Source organism: Tabrizicola sp. (genome assembly GCF_051645465.1).
Classification (GTDB): domain Bacteria; phylum Pseudomonadota; class Alphaproteobacteria; order Rhodobacterales; family Rhodobacteraceae; genus Tabrizicola.
Genome location: NZ_JBOFBI010000396.1, coordinates 1 through 16,510, shown reverse-complemented (window position 1 = coordinate 16,510; position 16,510 = coordinate 1). Strand labels below are relative to the sequence as shown.

The 16,510-nt window shown below is 66.1% G+C and carries 15 protein-coding genes and 1 tRNA gene; 10 read left to right on the top strand and 6 right to left on the bottom strand.

What is annotated here, in order from left to right:
- From ACRCSW_RS24130 to bfr, 5 genes are all read left to right on the top strand, one after another.
- On the top strand, positions 1 to 419 hold a 419-nt coding region (locus tag ACRCSW_RS24130; protein ID WP_438708197.1), incomplete at its 5' end, for a hypothetical protein.
- Positions 420 to 447: 28 nt separating this feature from the next.
- Complete coding sequence (pyrF, locus tag ACRCSW_RS24125; RefSeq protein WP_438708196.1) at positions 448 to 1,137, top strand: orotidine-5'-phosphate decarboxylase; 690 nt, start codon at positions 448 to 450, stop codon at positions 1,135 to 1,137.
- A gap of 128 nt (positions 1,138 to 1,265) precedes the next feature.
- Positions 1,266 to 2,510 (top strand): imelysin family protein, encoded by a 1,245-nt coding sequence (locus ACRCSW_RS24120; protein WP_438708195.1) that lies wholly within the window; start codon positions 1,266 to 1,268, stop codon positions 2,508 to 2,510.
- Positions 2,511 to 2,514: 4 nt separating this feature from the next.
- The gene (locus ACRCSW_RS24115; protein ID WP_438708194.1) at positions 2,515 to 2,760 is read left to right on the top strand and encodes a (2Fe-2S)-binding protein; all 246 of its coding nucleotides are present in this window, start codon (positions 2,515 to 2,517) and stop codon (positions 2,758 to 2,760) included.
- Between the two features lie 106 nt (positions 2,761 to 2,866).
- A complete protein-coding gene (gene bfr / locus ACRCSW_RS24110; RefSeq protein ID WP_438708193.1) occupies positions 2,867 to 3,352 on the top strand; it encodes a bacterioferritin in 486 nt (161 codons plus the stop codon).
- A 227-nt stretch (positions 3,353 to 3,579) separates the two neighbouring features.
- Here bfr and ACRCSW_RS24105 read toward each other — a convergent pair whose 3' ends face one another.
- Positions 3,580 to 4,023 (bottom strand): hypothetical protein, encoded by a 444-nt coding sequence (locus tag ACRCSW_RS24105; RefSeq protein ID WP_438708192.1) that lies wholly within the window; start codon positions 4,021 to 4,023, stop codon positions 3,580 to 3,582.
- Between the two features lie 557 nt (positions 4,024 to 4,580).
- Here ACRCSW_RS24105 and ACRCSW_RS24100 point away from each other — a divergent pair.
- The 3 genes from ACRCSW_RS24100 to ACRCSW_RS24090 are packed head-to-tail and all read left to right on the top strand — an operon-like array spanning position 4,581 to position 8,088.
- On the top strand, positions 4,581 to 6,086 hold the full coding sequence (locus ACRCSW_RS24100; protein ID WP_438708191.1) for a di-heme oxidoreductase family protein: 1,506 nt from the start codon (positions 4,581 to 4,583) through the stop codon (positions 6,084 to 6,086).
- Positions 6,086 to 7,042: an imelysin family protein gene (locus tag ACRCSW_RS24095; RefSeq protein ID WP_438708190.1), complete on the top strand. Its 957-nt coding sequence runs from the start codon at positions 6,086 to 6,088 to the stop codon at positions 7,040 to 7,042. The genes ACRCSW_RS24100 and ACRCSW_RS24095 overlap by 1 nt, the downstream gene beginning before the upstream one ends.
- A complete protein-coding gene (locus ACRCSW_RS24090; RefSeq protein ID WP_438708199.1) occupies positions 7,039 to 8,088 on the top strand; it encodes a DUF1513 domain-containing protein in 1,050 nt (349 codons plus the stop codon). Before ACRCSW_RS24095 ends, ACRCSW_RS24090 begins: the two co-directional genes overlap by 4 nt.
- Before the next feature lie 255 nt (positions 8,089 to 8,343).
- Here ACRCSW_RS24090 and mtaB read toward each other — a convergent pair whose 3' ends face one another.
- Together mtaB and dapF are read right to left on the bottom strand one after the other, a co-directional pair.
- Complete coding sequence (gene mtaB / locus ACRCSW_RS24085; RefSeq protein WP_438708198.1) at positions 8,344 to 9,594, bottom strand: tRNA (N(6)-L-threonylcarbamoyladenosine(37)-C(2))-methylthiotransferase MtaB; 1,251 nt, start codon at positions 9,592 to 9,594, stop codon at positions 8,344 to 8,346.
- Positions 9,595 to 9,608: 14 nt separating this feature from the next.
- Positions 9,609 to 10,457, bottom strand: a complete 849-nt coding sequence (dapF, locus tag ACRCSW_RS24080; protein ID WP_438708189.1) for a diaminopimelate epimerase — start codon at positions 10,455 to 10,457, stop codon at positions 9,609 to 9,611.
- 90 nt (positions 10,458 to 10,547) lie between these two features.
- On the opposite strand from dapF, the gene ACRCSW_RS24075 reads away from it, so the two are divergent.
- Both ACRCSW_RS24075 and ACRCSW_RS24070 read left to right on the top strand, forming a co-directional pair.
- Positions 10,548 to 10,623, top strand: a tRNA-Lys gene (locus ACRCSW_RS24075).
- 560 nt (positions 10,624 to 11,183) lie between these two features.
- Positions 11,184 to 11,357 carry a hypothetical protein gene (locus ACRCSW_RS24070; protein ID WP_438708188.1) on the top strand — a complete coding sequence of 58 codons (174 nt, stop codon included), beginning with the start codon at positions 11,184 to 11,186 and terminating at the stop codon, positions 11,355 to 11,357.
- 289 nt (positions 11,358 to 11,646) lie between these two features.
- Here ACRCSW_RS24070 and ACRCSW_RS24065 read toward each other — a convergent pair whose 3' ends face one another.
- From ACRCSW_RS24065 to ACRCSW_RS24055, 3 genes are all read right to left on the bottom strand, one after another.
- A complete protein-coding gene (locus ACRCSW_RS24065) occupies positions 11,647 to 12,828 on the bottom strand; it encodes a glycerate kinase family protein (RefSeq protein ID WP_438708187.1) in 1,182 nt (393 codons plus the stop codon).
- Positions 12,829 to 12,953: 125 nt separating this feature from the next.
- The gene (locus ACRCSW_RS24060) at positions 12,954 to 14,708 is read right to left on the bottom strand and encodes an SLC13 family permease (protein ID WP_438708186.1); all 1,755 of its coding nucleotides are present in this window, start codon (positions 14,706 to 14,708) and stop codon (positions 12,954 to 12,956) included.
- A 203-nt stretch (positions 14,709 to 14,911) separates the two neighbouring features.
- Positions 14,912 to 16,315: a S8 family serine peptidase gene (locus ACRCSW_RS24055; RefSeq protein ID WP_438708185.1), complete on the bottom strand. Its 1,404-nt coding sequence runs from the start codon at positions 16,313 to 16,315 to the stop codon at positions 14,912 to 14,914.
- Positions 16,316 to 16,510 lie beyond the last annotated feature (195 nt).

Here is a 16,510-nt window from a genome sequence, read left to right as displayed (position 1 = left end):
TGACCGAAACGTGCAACGCAGGCCGCAGCACCTCCCCTCCCCCTTCGTGGGGAGGGGCCGGGGGTGGGGGGCGCTGCCGCCGCAGTCATTGGCTCGCTCGTCATGTAGGCACCCCGGCCGCCGCCGGAACCCCGCTCCTCAGCCCGCCCGCATCCGGTTGCCCCGCGCGTTGTGCTCGACCTCGGCCAGACCCCGACCCTCGCATCAAGGCCATTGCCACGGCCGTCCGCGAGGGCCGCACCCTGACCCTCGCGGCCCGCTCCCCCGCACCCCTTCGCCTGAGGCCCGATCGACTTGGCTTCGGCCCCGACGGCTGGTGGGTCTCCGGCCCGCCCCTTCCCGCCCCGGTGCCGCTCGCGCTCTGGGGCGACATCAACATCTCCCGCGCGCCGGTAGACATCGCTCCGCCCCCGGCCTAAGACGCCATGGGCTGATGCGGAGGGTACAATGGATGACCGCCTGATCGTGGCGCTGGATGTGCCGAACGTGGTTAAGGGCCTCGACCTCGTGGCCCGGATCGGCAACGCCGCCAGCTTCTACAAGATCGGCCTCGGCATGCTGACCGGCGGGGGCCTGGCGCTCGCCAACGAGCTGAAGCACGAACAGGGCAAGCGGGTCTTCCTGGACATGAAGCTTTTCGACATCGGCGCCACTGTCGAAACAGCCGTGAGGGGGCTGGCGCAGTACGACCTCGACTTCCTCACCGTCCACGGCGACCCCCAGGTCGTCAGTGCAGCCGTGACCGGGAAAGGAGCCACAAACCTCAAGATCCTCGCCGTCACCATCCTCACCTCCCTCGACCGCGCCGATCTCGACGCGAACCTGATCAAGCCCGGCGACATCCGCGACATCACCCTGGAACGCGCCGCCCGCGCCTTTGCCGCCGGGGCCGATGGCGTGATCGCCAGCCCCCAGGAAGCCGCGATGATCCGCTCGCTTCCCGAAGCGAAAGGCAAGCTCATCGTCACCCCCGGCGTCCGCCCGGCAGGGGCAGCGACCGGAGACCAGAAGCGCATCGCCACACCCCACCAGGCGATATCGGACGGTGCTGACCACATCGTCGTCGGCCGCCCGATCTGGCAAGCCCCCGACCCCGCCACCGCCGCCCGCGCCGTGACGGCCGAGCTCCCCGGCTGAAGCCCAGGCCCGATCTTTCGCAGAAAGATCGTGGCCGGCCCCATATAAATCCCAAGCAAAAGAATCAGGCTTTACAAATCCAAGCGTTTTAGTCAGACATTCGGCAACCCCAACCGAAGAGGTCCGCCATGCGCTTTCTCCCGCTCTTCGCCCTGCTTGCGACCCCTGCCTTCGCTGCGACCCCCGAAGAGGTCACCAGGACCTACGCAGACATCGCGCTCGCGAAATACGAAGACAGCCTGGCGACGGCCAAGACCCTGCAAGCGGCCGTCACCCAGCTTGTCCTGGCACCTTCCGACGACACTCTGGCCGCCGCCCGCAACGCCTGGCTCGCCGCCCGCGTCCCCTACCAGCAGACCGAGGCCTACCGTTTCGGCAACCCCATCGTCGACGACTGGGAGGGCCGGGTGAACGCCTGGCCGCTCGACGAGGGCCTGATCGACTACACTTCCGCCGACATCGGCCTGAACGAAGAAAACGCGCTCGCCGCCCTGAACGTCATCGCGACGCCGAAGTTCACCCTTTCGGGCGCCGAGATCGACGCCACCACCATCACTCCCCAACTGATCGCCAGCACGCTCCACGAGGCCGACGGGATCGAGGCCAATGTAGCGTCCGGCTACCACGCGATCGAGTTCCTGCTCTGGGGGCAGGACCTCAACGGCACCGGCCCGGGCGCAGGCGCGCGGCCCTTCACCGATTTCGCGACCGGCGAGGCCTGCACAGGCGGCAACTGCGACCGCCGCGCCAACTATCTTCTCGCCGCAACCGAGCTTCTGGTCGCCGATCTGACCGAGATGACGGCGAACTGGGCCGAAGACGGCCCCGCCCGCGCTGCCGTCACCGCCGATCCGCAAGCGGGTCTCCTCGCCATGCTGACCGGCATGGGCAGCCTATCCTACGGCGAACTGGCCGGTGAGCGGATGAAGCTTGGCCTGATGCTGAACGACCCCGAGGAAGAGCATGACTGCTTCTCGGACAACACCCACAACAGCCACTACTACGACGGGATCGGCATCCGGAACGTCTACCTCGGCAGCTATACCCGCATCGACGGCTCGGTCGTCTCCGGCGCCTCGCTGTCCGATCTCGTGGCCGCCGCCGACCCCGCCGTGGATACGCAGCTCAAGGCCGAACTTGAGGCCTCGATCTCGGCCCTTGCCGCGGTCAAGACGGCGGCCGAAGGCGGCCTCGCCTATGACCAGATGATCGCCCCCGGCAATGCCGAAGGCGAGGCGCTCCTGACCGCCGCCATCGACGCTCTGGTGACCCAGACCGCCTCGATCGACCGGGCTGTCACAGCTTTGGGACTTTCCAAGGTTACCTTCGAAGGGTCCGACAGCCTCGACAACCCGAACGCCGTCTTCCAGTAGGCCCATGATCATCTGCCACTGCCAGTCCATCACCGACCACGACATCCGCGCAGCGGTCGACTGGATGCGCGCGTCCGACCCCGACACCGTCATCACCCCCGGCAAGGTCTACCACGCGCTCGGCAAACGCGCCGACTGTGGCGGGTGCATGCCGCTTTTCCTCAACACGATGCGGTCAAACGAAAACTTCGGCGTCCCCCGTGCGGGCGACCCGCCGATCTTCCGTCGCCTCCGCGCCATCGCCGAATAGCCCGGCTGGACAGACCGCCCTCCCGCGCCTAACCTTCCTCCCGCACCAGCCACGGCACCCCCAGCCGAAGCCAAGCCAGGTCCCTCGCAGCAGGAAGGAAACGGCCATGAAGGGCGACGCCAAGGTCATCGACTATCTCAACGCAGCGCTCCGGTCGGAACTGACCGCCGTCAGCCAGTACTGGCTCCACTACCGGCTGCAGGAGGACTGGGGCTTCGGCCACCTCGCCGACAAATCCCGCGCCGAGTCGATCGAGGAAATGCACCACGCCGACCGCCTGATCGCCCGGATCATCTTCCTCGAAGGCCACCCGAACCTGCAGAAGCTCGACCCCCTCCGCATCGGCCAGTCGATCCGCGAGACCCTGGAAGCCGACCTCGCCGCCGAACACGAGGCCCGCACCCTCTACATCGAAGCCCGCCGCCACTGCGACACCGTCGGCGACTACGTCACCCGCGCGCTCTTCGACGACCTGATCGCGGACGAGGAAGGCCACATCGACTTCCTCGAAACCCAGATCGGCCTCTTCGAGAAACTGGGGCCAGAGAAGTACGGTCTCCTGAACGCGAAACCGGCGAGCAAGGCGGAGTAGCCACGCTCCCCCTGTGGTCCCGGCATAGGGTTGTCAATGTGCCCACCATCCCCACACAGTAGGCCGGGCTTCAGCCCGGCTCCTATACCCCTTGTCATCCCCGCGGAAGCGGGGACCCATCTTGCCCCCGAGAAGCCCGCTTTGGACGCTATCGTAGGCTCTCCGCAGGGTGGTTGTTTGACGCTCCTTTGCCCGACCCTCCGGTTAGGTGGGCGCAAGTAGAAGACTTATTGCTCTGCTGGGAGCCTTGCAAAATCTCCATGGCTGACCGCCATTCCAAATGGAATGTCCGTGGAGCGTCCATCGCCTGGAATAAGGTGGGGCTCCGGATAAGGCCCCAACCACCCCAACAACCCCTCCACCCGCCCCTCGGTCACAGCCTCCCGCGTGATCTCCAGTGTCACCGCCTTCAACCGCACCCCCTCGCCAAATACCGCCCCGAGGTCCTCCGGGTCCACCTCCCGCACCGTCTCGGGACTGGCGATGTTGTCAAAGGTCACCAGCATCGGCCAACCCTCGGTCGGCAGCGGCACCGGCGTGTCGTAAGTTTGCGCCCGCAGCTTCGCCATGGCGCCGGAGTAGATGCCCGCCTCACCCAAGCCAAAAGCCGGATAGACCCAATGGCTGGCGTCCCGCTGCCAATCGTCGGTCCCACCCAGCAATCGCGGCAAGGATCAGAACCGGCTTCATCCCGAAACACCCTTATCAAATGCCCTGCTTCGCCTACCACGCTCCGGCCAACCGATCTCTCCAAGACCCTTGACCTTTCCCTTCCCCAAATATCCCCGCCGGAGGCCAACCCGAGCCGGTTGGCCGCAGGCCAGAGGCGAGACAAAAGGTCTTCGCGGCGAATGCCGCTCAATATGCAAACCGCCCCCACAAGCGCGCCGCCGGACGAAAGGCCGAACGCGAGCCTCAAGCACCTCCCCTCCCCCTCGTGGGGAGGGGCCGGGGGTGGGGGGCTCCCCCAGCAGCCGATTCGCGACACAGGGTTAATGACTTTACGCCTCCACGCACGCAGAGACGGAAAAAAGACGCAACAAAGATGGAAAGAGGACCACCAACTTCCCCCTCACCCCTTGACCTGACAAACCGAACGCCACCCACTACCCAGGTTGCGGCCTGCACCGGCCTTCCTTCGCAAAACAGAGACACAGCGCCGCAGCCCGCTTTTCCGATTGAAACACTCGGGAACTCGGGAGTATGACTCCCCCCAAAGGAGCCCCCCATGCGCCTCGCCCTCGCACTCCTCTGCCTGACCGCCCCGGCCATGGCCCAGACGCTGGACGACCGCCACCTCCCCGTGATCCCGCGCACCCCCGAAGACGAAGCCAGGATCGCCACCGTCCTCGCCCCGCCCGCCGATTTCACCAGGCCCGAGCCATTCGAGGCCAACCAGGCCGGCGCCGCCACGGTCCGGAACACCGCCAGCGCCGAAGCCTTCAGCCAGTTCTCCGCCAACATGCCCTTCGAGAGCGAGATGAACTTCAAGCTCGGCAACGCCCTCTTCCGCAAGCTCTGGGTCGCCGCCCCCGCCTCGACCAAGGCGTCAGACGGCCTCGGCCCCCTCTACAACGCCCGCGCCTGCCAGGACTGCCACCTCAAGGACGGTCGCGGCCACCCCCCTGAAAACGCTGACGATTCCCGCGTCTCGATGTTCCTGCGCCTCTCCATCCCCGGCGGCGAAACCCCCGAAGGCATCGCCGACTGGATCGCCTCCAGCCCAGACCCGACCTACGGCAGCCAGCTCCAGGACCTCGCCGCCCCCGGCCACGAAGCCGAAGGCCGGATGGACATCACCTGGACGGAAGCCCCCGTCACCCTCGCCGACGGCACCACCGTCTCCCTGCGAAAACCCGCCTACACCTTCACCGACCCCGCCTACGGCCCCCCCGACGCAAACCTCCTCCTCTCCCCCCGCGTCGCGCCCCAGATGATCGGCCTCGGCCTCCTCGAAGCCATCCCCGCCGCCGACATCCTCGCCCTCGCCGACCCTGACGACACGAACAACGACGGCATCTCCGGCCGTCCCCAGATCGTCCCATCCGCCGAATTCGGCACCCCCATGCTCGGCCGCTTCGGCCTCAAAGCCGGCGCCCCCACGGTCAAAGAACAAACCGCCGGCGCCTTCGCCGGTGACATGGGCCTCTCCACCACCCTCTTCCCCAACCCCCAGGGCGAATGCACTGCAAACCAGCCCACCTGCATCGACGCCCCCCACGGGCAGGAACCCGGCATCCGCGACGGGCTGGAGGTCGACAAGGAAAGCCTTGACCTCGTCACCTTCTACTCCCGCAACCTCGGCGTCCCCGAACGCCGCGATGTGGACGACCCCAAGGTCCTGAAAGGCAAAGAAGTATTCTACACCGTCGGCTGCCAGTCCTGCCACACGCCCAAACATGTCACCCATCGGCTGAACGGCCAGCCCGAACAAAGCTTCCAGCTGATCTGGCCCTACACCGACCTCCTCCTCCACGACATGGGTCCGGGCCTTGCCGACAACCGCCCCGAAGGCCGCGCGACCGGCAGTGAATGGAAAACCCCACCGCTTTGGGGTATCGGTCTGACCGAAACGGTTTCCGGCCATTCCCAGTTCCTGCACGACGGCCGCGCCCGGAACCTTCTGGAAGCCATCCTCTGGCACGGGGGCGAGGCTCAGGGCCAGCGCGATGCCGTGGTGAACCTCTCCACCGAGGACCGCGAAGCGCTCCTCTCGTTCCTGGGATCCCTATGATGCGCGCACTCCTTGCCACCCTGATGCTCGCTACCCCCGCCGCCGCCGACACGGCCGAGGCCGTCAACCAGCAAATCCGCCCCGGCTACGCAGCCTTCGCAACCGCAGCCGATGCGCTTGCCGGGATCGACAGTTGCGACCCCGAAGCCCTGCGCCCCGCGTTCCAGGCGGCCTATGATGCCTGGCTCGCGGTCGGCCACCTTCATTTCGGCCCCGCCGAGGAAGAGGGCCGGTCGCTTGCCATCCATTTCTGGCCCGATCCCAAGGGCCTGGGCACAAAGGCCCAGCGCGCGCTTCTGACCGGCGACCCCGCTGCGCTTGCCCCCGAAGCCATGGCCGAGCAATCCGTCGCCGCCCGGGGTTTCGCGGGTCTCGAACGGCTCCTCTACCCCGCCGAGGCATTGCCCGCCGACCCCTGCCCCCTCATCCACGCCACCGCCGACGATCTTGCCCGGATGGCCGGCGAACTCGACCAGGCCTGGGGTCCTTACGGTGACCTCCTCCTGACCGCGGGCCAGCCCGGCAACACGACCTTCCTCTCCGAAGCCGAGGCGCGGCAGGTGCTCCTGACCCAGCTTGCCACCGGCCTTGAATTCATCGCCGACCGCCGCCTCGGCCGACCGCTTGGCACCTTCGAGAAACCCCGGCCCGAGCTTGCCGAAGCCCGCGCATCCGAACGCTCGCTGCAGAACGTCGCTGTATCGCTCCGTGCGCTGAAGGGCCTGGCACTGGCGCTGAGCCCTGACATCCCGAACACCCAGGCCGCCTTCGACCAAGCGCTTGCGCTGGCCGAAACCTTGAACGACCCGATCCTGGCGGGGGCCGCTGACCCGCAAGGCCGCCTCAGGATCGAAATCCTGCAGCAGGCCGTCCGCGCCACCCGTGAAGCCGTGATCGCCGAGCTGGCCCCGGCACTTGGAGTCAATCTCGGCTTCAACTCGCAGGATGGCGACTGATGCAGCGCCGCGCCTTCCTCGGCACACTTGCCGCCGCCCTTGCCCCAAGTCTGAGCTGGGCCGATGCCGGCAATCCCGCCTTCCTGGCCGCCGGAAAGCGGGGCGAGGCCTTCTTCCTGCACGGCCTCTCGGCGACCGGCGCAAGCCTCTTCCAGATCGCCCTCCCCGGTCGCGGCCACGCCGCCGCCGCGCATCCCTCGCGCCCCGAAGCAGTGGCCTTCGCCCGCCGCCCCGGCACTTTCGCGCTGGTGATCAACTGCGCCACGGGCGAGGTCGCCCACCGCCTGACCCCGCCGGATGGGATGCAGTTCAACGGTCACGGCGCGTTTTCCATCGACGGCACCCTCCTCATGACCTCCGAAGTCGTGGCCGAAACCTCCGAGGGCCGCATCGGCCTCTGGGACACCGCCCGCTACACCCGCGTGACCGACTGGCCCAGCCACGGCATCGGCCCGCATGAGATCAAGCGGCTTGCCGACGGCCGCCTTGCGGTGGCGAATGGCGGGATCAAGACCGATCCGGTGGACCGCACAAAGCTCAACATCCCTGACATGCGCCCGAACCTCACGCTTCTGGCGCAAGACGGCGCGCTTCTCGACCAGATCGAACTTGCCGACCTGGCGCAGAACTCGATCCGCCACCTTGCCCTTGCAGGCGACGCCATCGCCTTCGCCATGCAATGGGAGGGCGACCCGGCCGAGCCCGTCCCGCAACTTGGCCTGTGGACACCCGGCAGCGCCCCTGTCCTTTGCGAGCCGGAGCCAGAAGATGCCTTCGCGATGCGGGGCTACGCGGGCTCCATCGCGGCCACCAAGGACCGCATCCTGATCACCTCCCCCAAGGGCGGTACGGCAATGCTCTTCGATGGCTTCGGCTCCGCCATCGCCACTCATCGCCGGGCCGACCTCTGCGGCGCTGCTACCGCTTCGGAAGGCTTCGTCGTCACCGATGGAAACGGCGCGATCTGGGCAGCCGACGATACGGGCCTGACGCCACTCGCAACCGACAAGACGCAATGGGACAACCACCTCGTCGCGCTGGCCTGACTGCTCCCTGATAGTTGCTCTTTTGCCAAATACTCTCTGGGGGTTTGGGGGGCGAAGCGCCCCCAATGCCCGAGCCGGTTGCGCGTTCTTCACGCGCAGAGGCGAGACAAAAGGACTTCGCGCGGAACGCGCTCAATTTAGCAAGCGCCGATGCCGACCATTACGCTGGCGAGTCTTGCCAAAACGTTAATGGCCTCGGCGTAACCCATTGAAATCCAATAGGCGGGTTAGGCGTAACTCAGCGTTACGCCGCTCTCAAGCCAGCAGCCGCGCCCCGTCCTGGCCCCGGACCCTGACCTTCAGGATCGTCCCTTCCGGCTGGTCGGCCCCGAACGCCACCTCAGTGAACTGCTCGGTCCGCCCGACCCGCGCCCCCTCGGTCAGCACCCGATGGACCCGTCCGACCTGAGCCCGAAGATGCCGCCCCAACACCTCATCCCCAAGGGCGCGAAGTCGCGCCGCCCGCTCCTTGATCTCCGGCCCCCGAACCTGCGGCATCCGCGCCGCCGGGGTCCCCTTGCGGGGCGAGAACGGGAAGACATGCAGGAACGTCAGCCCACAGTCCGCCACCAGATCAAGGCTCCGCTGGAACATCTCTTCCGTCTCGGTCGGGAAGCCCGCGATGATGTCCGCCCCGAAGACCATCTCGGGACGCAAGGCCCGGACCTCCTCGCAAAACCGGATCGCATCGTCCCGAAGATGCCGCCGCTTCATCCGCTTCAGGATCAGGTCATCCCCCGCCTGCAGCGACAGATGAAGGTGCGGCATCAGCCGTGCCTCGGTCGCGATCGCCTCGATCAGCGCCGGGTCGGCTTCGATGGAATCGATCGACGAAATCCGCAGGCGCGGGATCGACGTCAGCTTCAGGATCCGCCGCACCAGATCACCCAGCCGAGGCTCTCCCGGCAGGTCCGCGCCCCACGAGGTAAGGTCCACGCCCGTCAGCACCACCTCGTTGAACCCCCGATCCACCAGCCGGTTGATCTGCTCGACCACCACCCCGGCGGGGACCGACCGCGAGTTGCCCCGACCAAATGGAATGATGCAGAAGGTGCAGCGATGGTCGCAGCCGTTCTGGACCTGCACATAGGCCCGGTGCCGCCCGAACCCGTCGATCAGATGCCCGGCGGTTTCGCGGACCGACATGATGTCGTCGACCTGCACCTTCTCGGTCACTCCGATCAGGTCGGGCGCGGCAAGGCCTTTCCAGGTCTCGGCCTGCATCTTCTCGTGGTTCCCGACGACGCGCGTCACCTCGGCCATCGCCGCAAAGGTCTCCGGTTCGGTCTGCGCCGCGCAGCCCGTCACGATGATCGGCGCGCCGGGATTCTCGCGCGACAGGCGGCGGATTTCCTGCTTGGCCTTCCGCACCGCCTCGGCCGTCACCGCGCAGGTGTTCACGACCACCGCATCGGAAAGCCCCGCCGCCGCGGCAAGCTCTTTCATCGCCTCGGTCTCGTAGGCGTTCAAACGGCAGCCCAGGGTCGCGAAGACCGGGGGCTTCAGGCGGGAGGGCGCATTCATCGGTGGGCCGCGATGTAGTCCGCCGAAAGCACCGCGTCAAAGACGCGGGCGACCGGGCCAGTCAGCCAGACGCCATCGTCGCGCCAGTCGACCTCCAGCACCCCGCCATCGACATCCAGCCGGACACGCCGTCCGGTCAGCCCCCGCAGATGGGCAGCGACAGCGGTCGCGCAGGCGCCCGAGCCGCAGGCAAGGGTGATCCCCGTCCCCCGCTCCCACACCCGCATCCGCAGATGGTCGGGGCCGATCAGCGAGGCGAACTCGACATTCGTCCGCTGCGGGAACAAAAGATCATGCTCAATCCGGGGCCCGAGGGTTGCAAGGTCCACCGCCTCGGCATCCGGAACGAAGTGGACGCAATGCGGGTTGCCCATGCCGACGGCCGCCGGATCACCGGGCATCGGCAAGTGCAGATGGTCCATCTCCCGCGCCAGCGGGATGCTTTGCCAATCGAGCTGAGGCTGGCCCATGTTGACGGCGACCCGGCCATCGGCCAGCCGCTCGGCCTGAAGCCCGCCGCGCGCGGTGACCATCGACACCCGGTCGACGCCGGTGCCCCGCATCACATAGTCCGACACGCAGCGCGTGGCATTGCCGCAGGCGCCCGCCTGCGACCCATCGCTGTTCCAGAACACCAGCCCGAAGTCGGCACCGTCAGAATCGATGATCTCGGCCAGCTGATCGAAGCCCACGCCGCGGTTCCGGTCTCCCAGCGCGCGCGCCAGACCAGCCGTCATCACCGCCCCGCGCCCTCGCGAGTCGATCACGACAAAGTCGTTGCCCGCGCCGTGCATTTTCATGAACGGAAGGCCGGTTTCCGCAAAGGTATCCATCATGCCCGGCATATACGCCCGCCGCCGATGATTATCCAGTGACCCGCGCGTATTTTGCCCTTGACCCCCGCTACGCCCTTGCCTAATCAGCCGCCTTGTCGTGGGCCGGTAGCTCAGTTGGTAGAGCAGCTGACTTTTAATCAGCGGGTCACAGGTTCGAATCCTGTCCGGCTCACCACGACTTTCCCCTGTGTCGCTGGTCATCCAGTCTAGGCGCTTCGGTCGCGAACGGCGCGCACTTCGCAAGTGAGCCTCGAAAATGCGTCGTTTCCCGTCACGTCGATCGACTTGGGCACACTGGCGCTTCGACACAGCGATGTAACGGATCTTCCCGCCTAGCATAGAGGCCCGGGTGCGCCCTTGGGAACGACTCCCGGCAAGGGCCAGGTGTCTGCACCGAGTGTGCAAACATCATTTTCGAGATTTGTGCCGCAGAAGCCTCGATGAAGCCGGTCGTGGCTGGTGGATATCCTGCGCTCCGACCTCGCAAGTGCCGCGTAGCGAGGCAATGACCCGATCGAAGAGCCGGGAGGCGGTAGCGCCCCGGCGTGCGAAGCCGAAGCGACATCGCTGAAGGTTCCCATTGGGCTGCCAGAAGTATCTGTCGACGGCGACTGAATAAGCTTGGGTGGGAGAAAGCTGACATGCGGCAGTGCGGTGGGTCCGCGGAATAAACCCGATGCCGGCGCGTTCTTTCTGATGCAGTCGCTGATGACTGCGGCAAACGGAAGGATGTTCATGATGCGGCACTTGCGCCATACCTCTGTTCCGACATCCCCCGCGGCTGCGGGTGATTTCGGCGACCTGTTGCTTTCGCTTCTCGGGCTGCCTGCGCGCGATCTGACGGCCGAAAGCGACGCAGCCGAGATTTTCCGCTGGGCCGATGACGGCGGCTGGCTCGGCGAGGAATAACAAGACCAGGGATCGCCGCATCGCGCGGCGACCCTCCGCCATGCCTTGCACGCTGACCTCCATCGGTAGGGCGTGTCGAACTCGGGCAGGCCGGAATGCAGTCAGAGAGTTCGAGACCAGTCCCCCAGACAACACCTGCTGCTGCGGATCGCCGTAAGCGAAGCGATGCACTGGTTGAGGCTGATGTCCTGTCCGGGGTCGAGAACAGGCGCTTAACAGGCGACAACCATTTTGAAACAAATGGAAAAGAGCCGCCGAAGCGGCTCTCTCCCTTACACCAAACCGGGCCTCATTCAGCCGCTATCGCATATTGCCTGGCGGCGAGCCGCGTGCCGACGAGCATCATGCGCATCGCGTCCTCGGCGGCACGGCGAAGCAACTTCTCGCCTTTGGCGATCGCTTCTTCCAGCGAACAGGGCCGCTTGATGATCGAGGCGAAGGCGTCGATGCCGTTGTCCAGCGTCTCGGTGACGCCCTTGCCGATGGTCCCGGCCAGCGCGATGGTGGGGATGCCCCGCTCACGCGCGCGGCGGGCGACCTCGCAGGGGACCTTGCCGTAGGGCGACTGGCCGTCGAGCGAGCCTTCGGCGGTGATCACAAGGTCGGCCTCTTTCAGCATCTCGTCAAAGCGCAGGTACTGCATCACGATATCGAAGCGCGGGTGAAGGGTTGCACCAGCGAAGGCGACAAGGCCGGTACCAAGCCCGCCCGATGCGCCCGAACCCTGCGCAGCGCCAAGGCTGAGGCCCGTCGCTTCGCGGATGGCGGCCTCATAGCGGATCAGACCGGCTTCAAGCCGTTCGACCTGTTCGGGCGATGCACCCTTTTGCGGGCCGAAGACGCGGGCGACGCCCTTGGGGCCGAGGAGGACATTGTGCCAGTTGACGGCAACGTCGATCTGCACGCTGCGCAAGCGGGCATCCATGGCGGAAAGATCGATCCGGGCAAGACGGGCAAGTTCATAGCCGCCCGGCCCGATCTCACGCCCTTCGGCGTCGAGAAGCCGCGCGCCAAGTGCCTGCGCCATGCCTGCGCCACCGTCGTTGATGCCGCTGTCGCCGCAGCCGACGAGGATGCGTTCGGCCCCTGCGTCAAGGGCGCGGAGGATCAGTTCGCCCACGCCGTAGCTGGTGGTGAGCCCAGGATCGCGCATGTCGCGCGGAACGAGGCTGAGGCCAGCGGCGGCGGCCATCTCAAGGACGACGGTACGCGGGCCGGGGCCGCCCATCAGGCCGAAGAATGACGACACCGGGCGGCCGACCGGGCCGGTCACGGTCGCCTCGGCCATCAGGCCGCCCGTCGCGCGGACAAGCGCCTCGGTAAAGCCCTCGCCGCCATCGACCATCGGGGCCTTGAGGATGCGGGCATTTGGCAGGGCGCGGGCGACGCCCTCGCCGATGGCCTCGGTCACGTCATCGACCGAGAGCGATTCCTTGAAGCCCGAGGGGGCGATGAGGATGGTGAAGGTCATTTCGGTATCTCCCAATGCTGTTGTCATGGGAGGGAAACGGCTGCGTGGCAGACTTATTCCATGTTATATTTCAAATAATTAGAGCCGCCACGGGGGCGGCTCTGCAGATATCGGTCGTGCGCCGGTCACCATAGACCAAGATCGCTGCGGATCTGGCGGACGGCGGAGCGCACCTCTTTACGCGCCTTTTGCAGTTCGGCCTCCAGGCCGCGCTTCTTGCGGGGTTTGTCAGCCTTGCGCGGTGCTTCGGCAGCTTCGACTTCGCTCCGGACTTCCGCCATCAAGGCCTCGGGACGCTGGACCGGACGCGGGCTTGTGGTCGGTGCCAGGTCGCTCAGCATCGGCGGCATTACGGCGCGATCGGAGTAGGTGGCAATCGCCATGCGGACGGCCGCAAGCTCGGCGGCCGTGGGTCCGGGAAGCGTCACTTCTGCTGTGAGCTGGGCTTCAGGCTTCGGTGTGCGGTCAAGCTGGAGCGGCCAGAGCATCAGCGCCGCCGCGATCAGCATTCCCGCGAAAACCGGCATCAACGGCAACGCCAGGCGGATAAGGTCGGCGGGCTGGAAAGTCTCGCGGTCCAGGGTGCCGTAGATCGCAACCGGTTTGGCGCTGGCCATCATCGTCTGGCAAAAGCCGGTGCCAAGGGTTGCCACCATGACGATCAGCGCCGGGTCATGACCGAAGGCCGCAACTGGCAAGGCTACCGCCGGGATCAGCACGGCGGCGCGGGCGCTGCGCGAAGTGATGAAGAGGTGGGCAAGAAGCGAGACGGCTGTGATGAACGCGACGGCGAAGGCGGTGTTGTTCGCAAGACCCGCAGGGATCGTGGTCAACGCGCTGGCGGCGAGCCATTTGTCGGCACCGCCGTCGATCAGCGCTTCGGCAATCAGGACCGTCGCGGCGAGGTAGACGATCAACTCACTGTCGACGCCCTTGAAGACCTCCTTGGTTTTCTGCGCGGCAAATGGCCGGGTCAACAGGACAAGCGCACCGATCAACGCGACGATGGCAACGGATACGCCATGTACGGCTGTGGTCGCCCAAAGCGCCACAAGCGCGACAAGCACGATACCGATGCGGAACTGGCGCGCGTCAAGCGTCTGGGCGGGACGCGCAAGGTCAAGGCGCGCCGTCCGCAGATCGGCGGGGACGAAGAGCCACAGGATCAGCCCCGCAGCGGCAAGGCACTTTGCCATCGTGACCGGGAAGGCCAGCAGGAACCAGTCGGCATAGCCGATTGCCGGTCCACCAGCGCGCGAGATTGCATCAACCGCAACCAGATGTGCGCCTGCACCAATAAGCGAGCCACCCGCCGACAGAAGGATGACTGTGGGAAAAAGCAGCGCCAGCGGGCGGACCAGGCGGCGATCCGGCATCTGATCGGCGAGCGCAATGAACACCGGCAAAAGCAGCGCCGCACGGCCCGAGGTCGACGGGATGAAGAACGCGGTCAATGCGACCATGCCGGTAAGCGCGAAGATGACCCCGGTGAACGAATGGAACGGAGAAAGAGCGCGGGCAACGATCTGTTCCATCAGGCCGCTCTTGCGGATGACGGCGGCAATCACGAAGGCGGCAATCAGCAGCCAGACCAGTTCCGACCCCATTGCGGCGAAAAGCTGCTTTTCGGTCAACGACCCCACGAAGACAAGCGCGAGTGCGGCGGCGATTGCCACCAGAGAGTCCGGCAGCCGTGTCATCGTCCAGCCGATGACGGCCAGCGTCGTGATGATGAGGGCCTTGCGGCCCTCTGACGAAAGTGCCTCGGGCAGGGTCCAGACCGCCCAGGCCATGAAAAGCGCCGCGACTGCCGCGAATAGCTCTCGGGGCGGGGGCCCGAATGCGAGGGTTCGGTGTGCGTCCGTGTTTGCGATAGCCATTTCTGTCTCCCTGCGTGTCGTAGTGTGCTGAGAGGGAATACGGTCCAGAAATCGGCTTATTCCGCGCTCCGATACAAAACTGTTGCAAATGAACAGGTGCTTTCGCAGAGCGTCAGAAACGGCTGGGGCCAGGTCCCCGTTCCTCGGACTAAAGCCGATCAACGGGGCCTGGCCCTAAGCCGGCCTTGCCAACTGCAGTGTGCTTACGGTTCCTTCGGAAGACTGCCGGCAATGCAGGACGGGCCTGCCTGAACCAGCCCGTGACCATAGACCTCGTCATGTCCAGGGTCGCCAAGATCGGTGGCGGAGGCGGTCAGCCAGGCAATCAGCTCTTCCGCGGAAAGTTGCGGATCGGAAGCAAGCTTGGCAGCAGCAGCGGCGGATACGAACGGCGCGGCGAATGAAGTGCCGGTCTTGGGCTTAGCGCCTTTGATCGAGGCTGCCGTCCAGATCTCTACCCCAGGTGCGGCAAGATCGACATGCGCCCCCCGCCCGGCCCTGCGGTAGACGCTACCGTTCCGGTCGACTGCAGTCACCGCGACAACATCGGGATAGGCGGCTGGATAGGCAGGTTCGGCTTTGGGGCCGACGTTGCCGGTTGCGGCGACCAACAGCATGTCGCGTTCCGTCAGCTTTGCCACGGTGCTTTCCAGAACCGTGTTCGGCGGGCCTGCAAGGCTCATGTTGACGACCCGGACGCCCTTTGCCGCCAGAAAGTCCATCGCAGCGACAAGGGTATAGACATCAGCACGCTCGTCCCCGCCATCGGTGTGGAACGCGTCGACAGCCACGACGCGGGCACCGGGCAAAAGCCCCGGCGAGCGGCTGGCCGAATCGCCGATCAGAAGCGCGGTGACGGCCGTTCCGTGGATGGCGCGTGACGGGTCGAGGTCACCCGGGGTCAGCTTGTGAACCTCGAGGCGCGAGGACGCGAAGGTCGGGTGATCGGGATTGATGCCGGTATCGATGACACCAACGACCACATCGGCGACGCAGGGCAGGCCCCCCGTTGGGGCATTCCAGCCGATCAGATCGAACGACGCGCAATGCGGCCCCTCGCAGACCGCCGGTTCGAGAGCCTCTTCGCTGCGGTAGTAGTGATTGAAGTCCGTGTCGGTCCCCGAAGCAAGAGCGCGAACCTCGGACCGTGCCGCTTCAAGGGTGGTGCCCTCGGGCACTGAAAGGCGGCGCGAAACGGCACCAAGCTCGGGCACGTTGCGTTCTTCCAGCACGGTGTAGCCGCGGGCCAGGAGAAGGGCCAGATCGGCATCGCTTAACGACAGCGTAACAAGCTCGCCTTGCGCAAAGCGCGGCAGTTCCACGGGTGTTGCGGCCGGGGCATTCCGCCGCGGCCTGGATGTCGCTGCTGGGGGCTGGCCAGGGTCGTTGCCCGTGACAGTCCCGCCGCCGGCATCGTCGTCGTCATCACTGCCGCCGCTGCCTCCACCATCATCGTCGTCATCACCGCCGCCTCCATCATCGTCGTCATCGTCATCATCCCCGTCCTGCGCAAGCGCCGGGGAGATCAGGCCTGTATCTGTCTGAGCGACGACAATCCCCAGGCAGAGCAGCAACAGTACAGTTGGTAGCAGGGTTGAGGTGTTCATCTGGTTTATCCGTGTTGGGCGCGCTGTTCGCGGTTTGGAATTTCTGGCCCGAAAGGTGCGGCCACGGGTTGCTTTACGGATCAGGCGGCACAGTATTCCTTCCGCTCGCAACATAGTCCGAATATGAAAGCAGTCATGAGGGATAGTTTCAGCGACGACCTTATCGCACTTCTGCCGAACCTCAGGCGGTTCGCG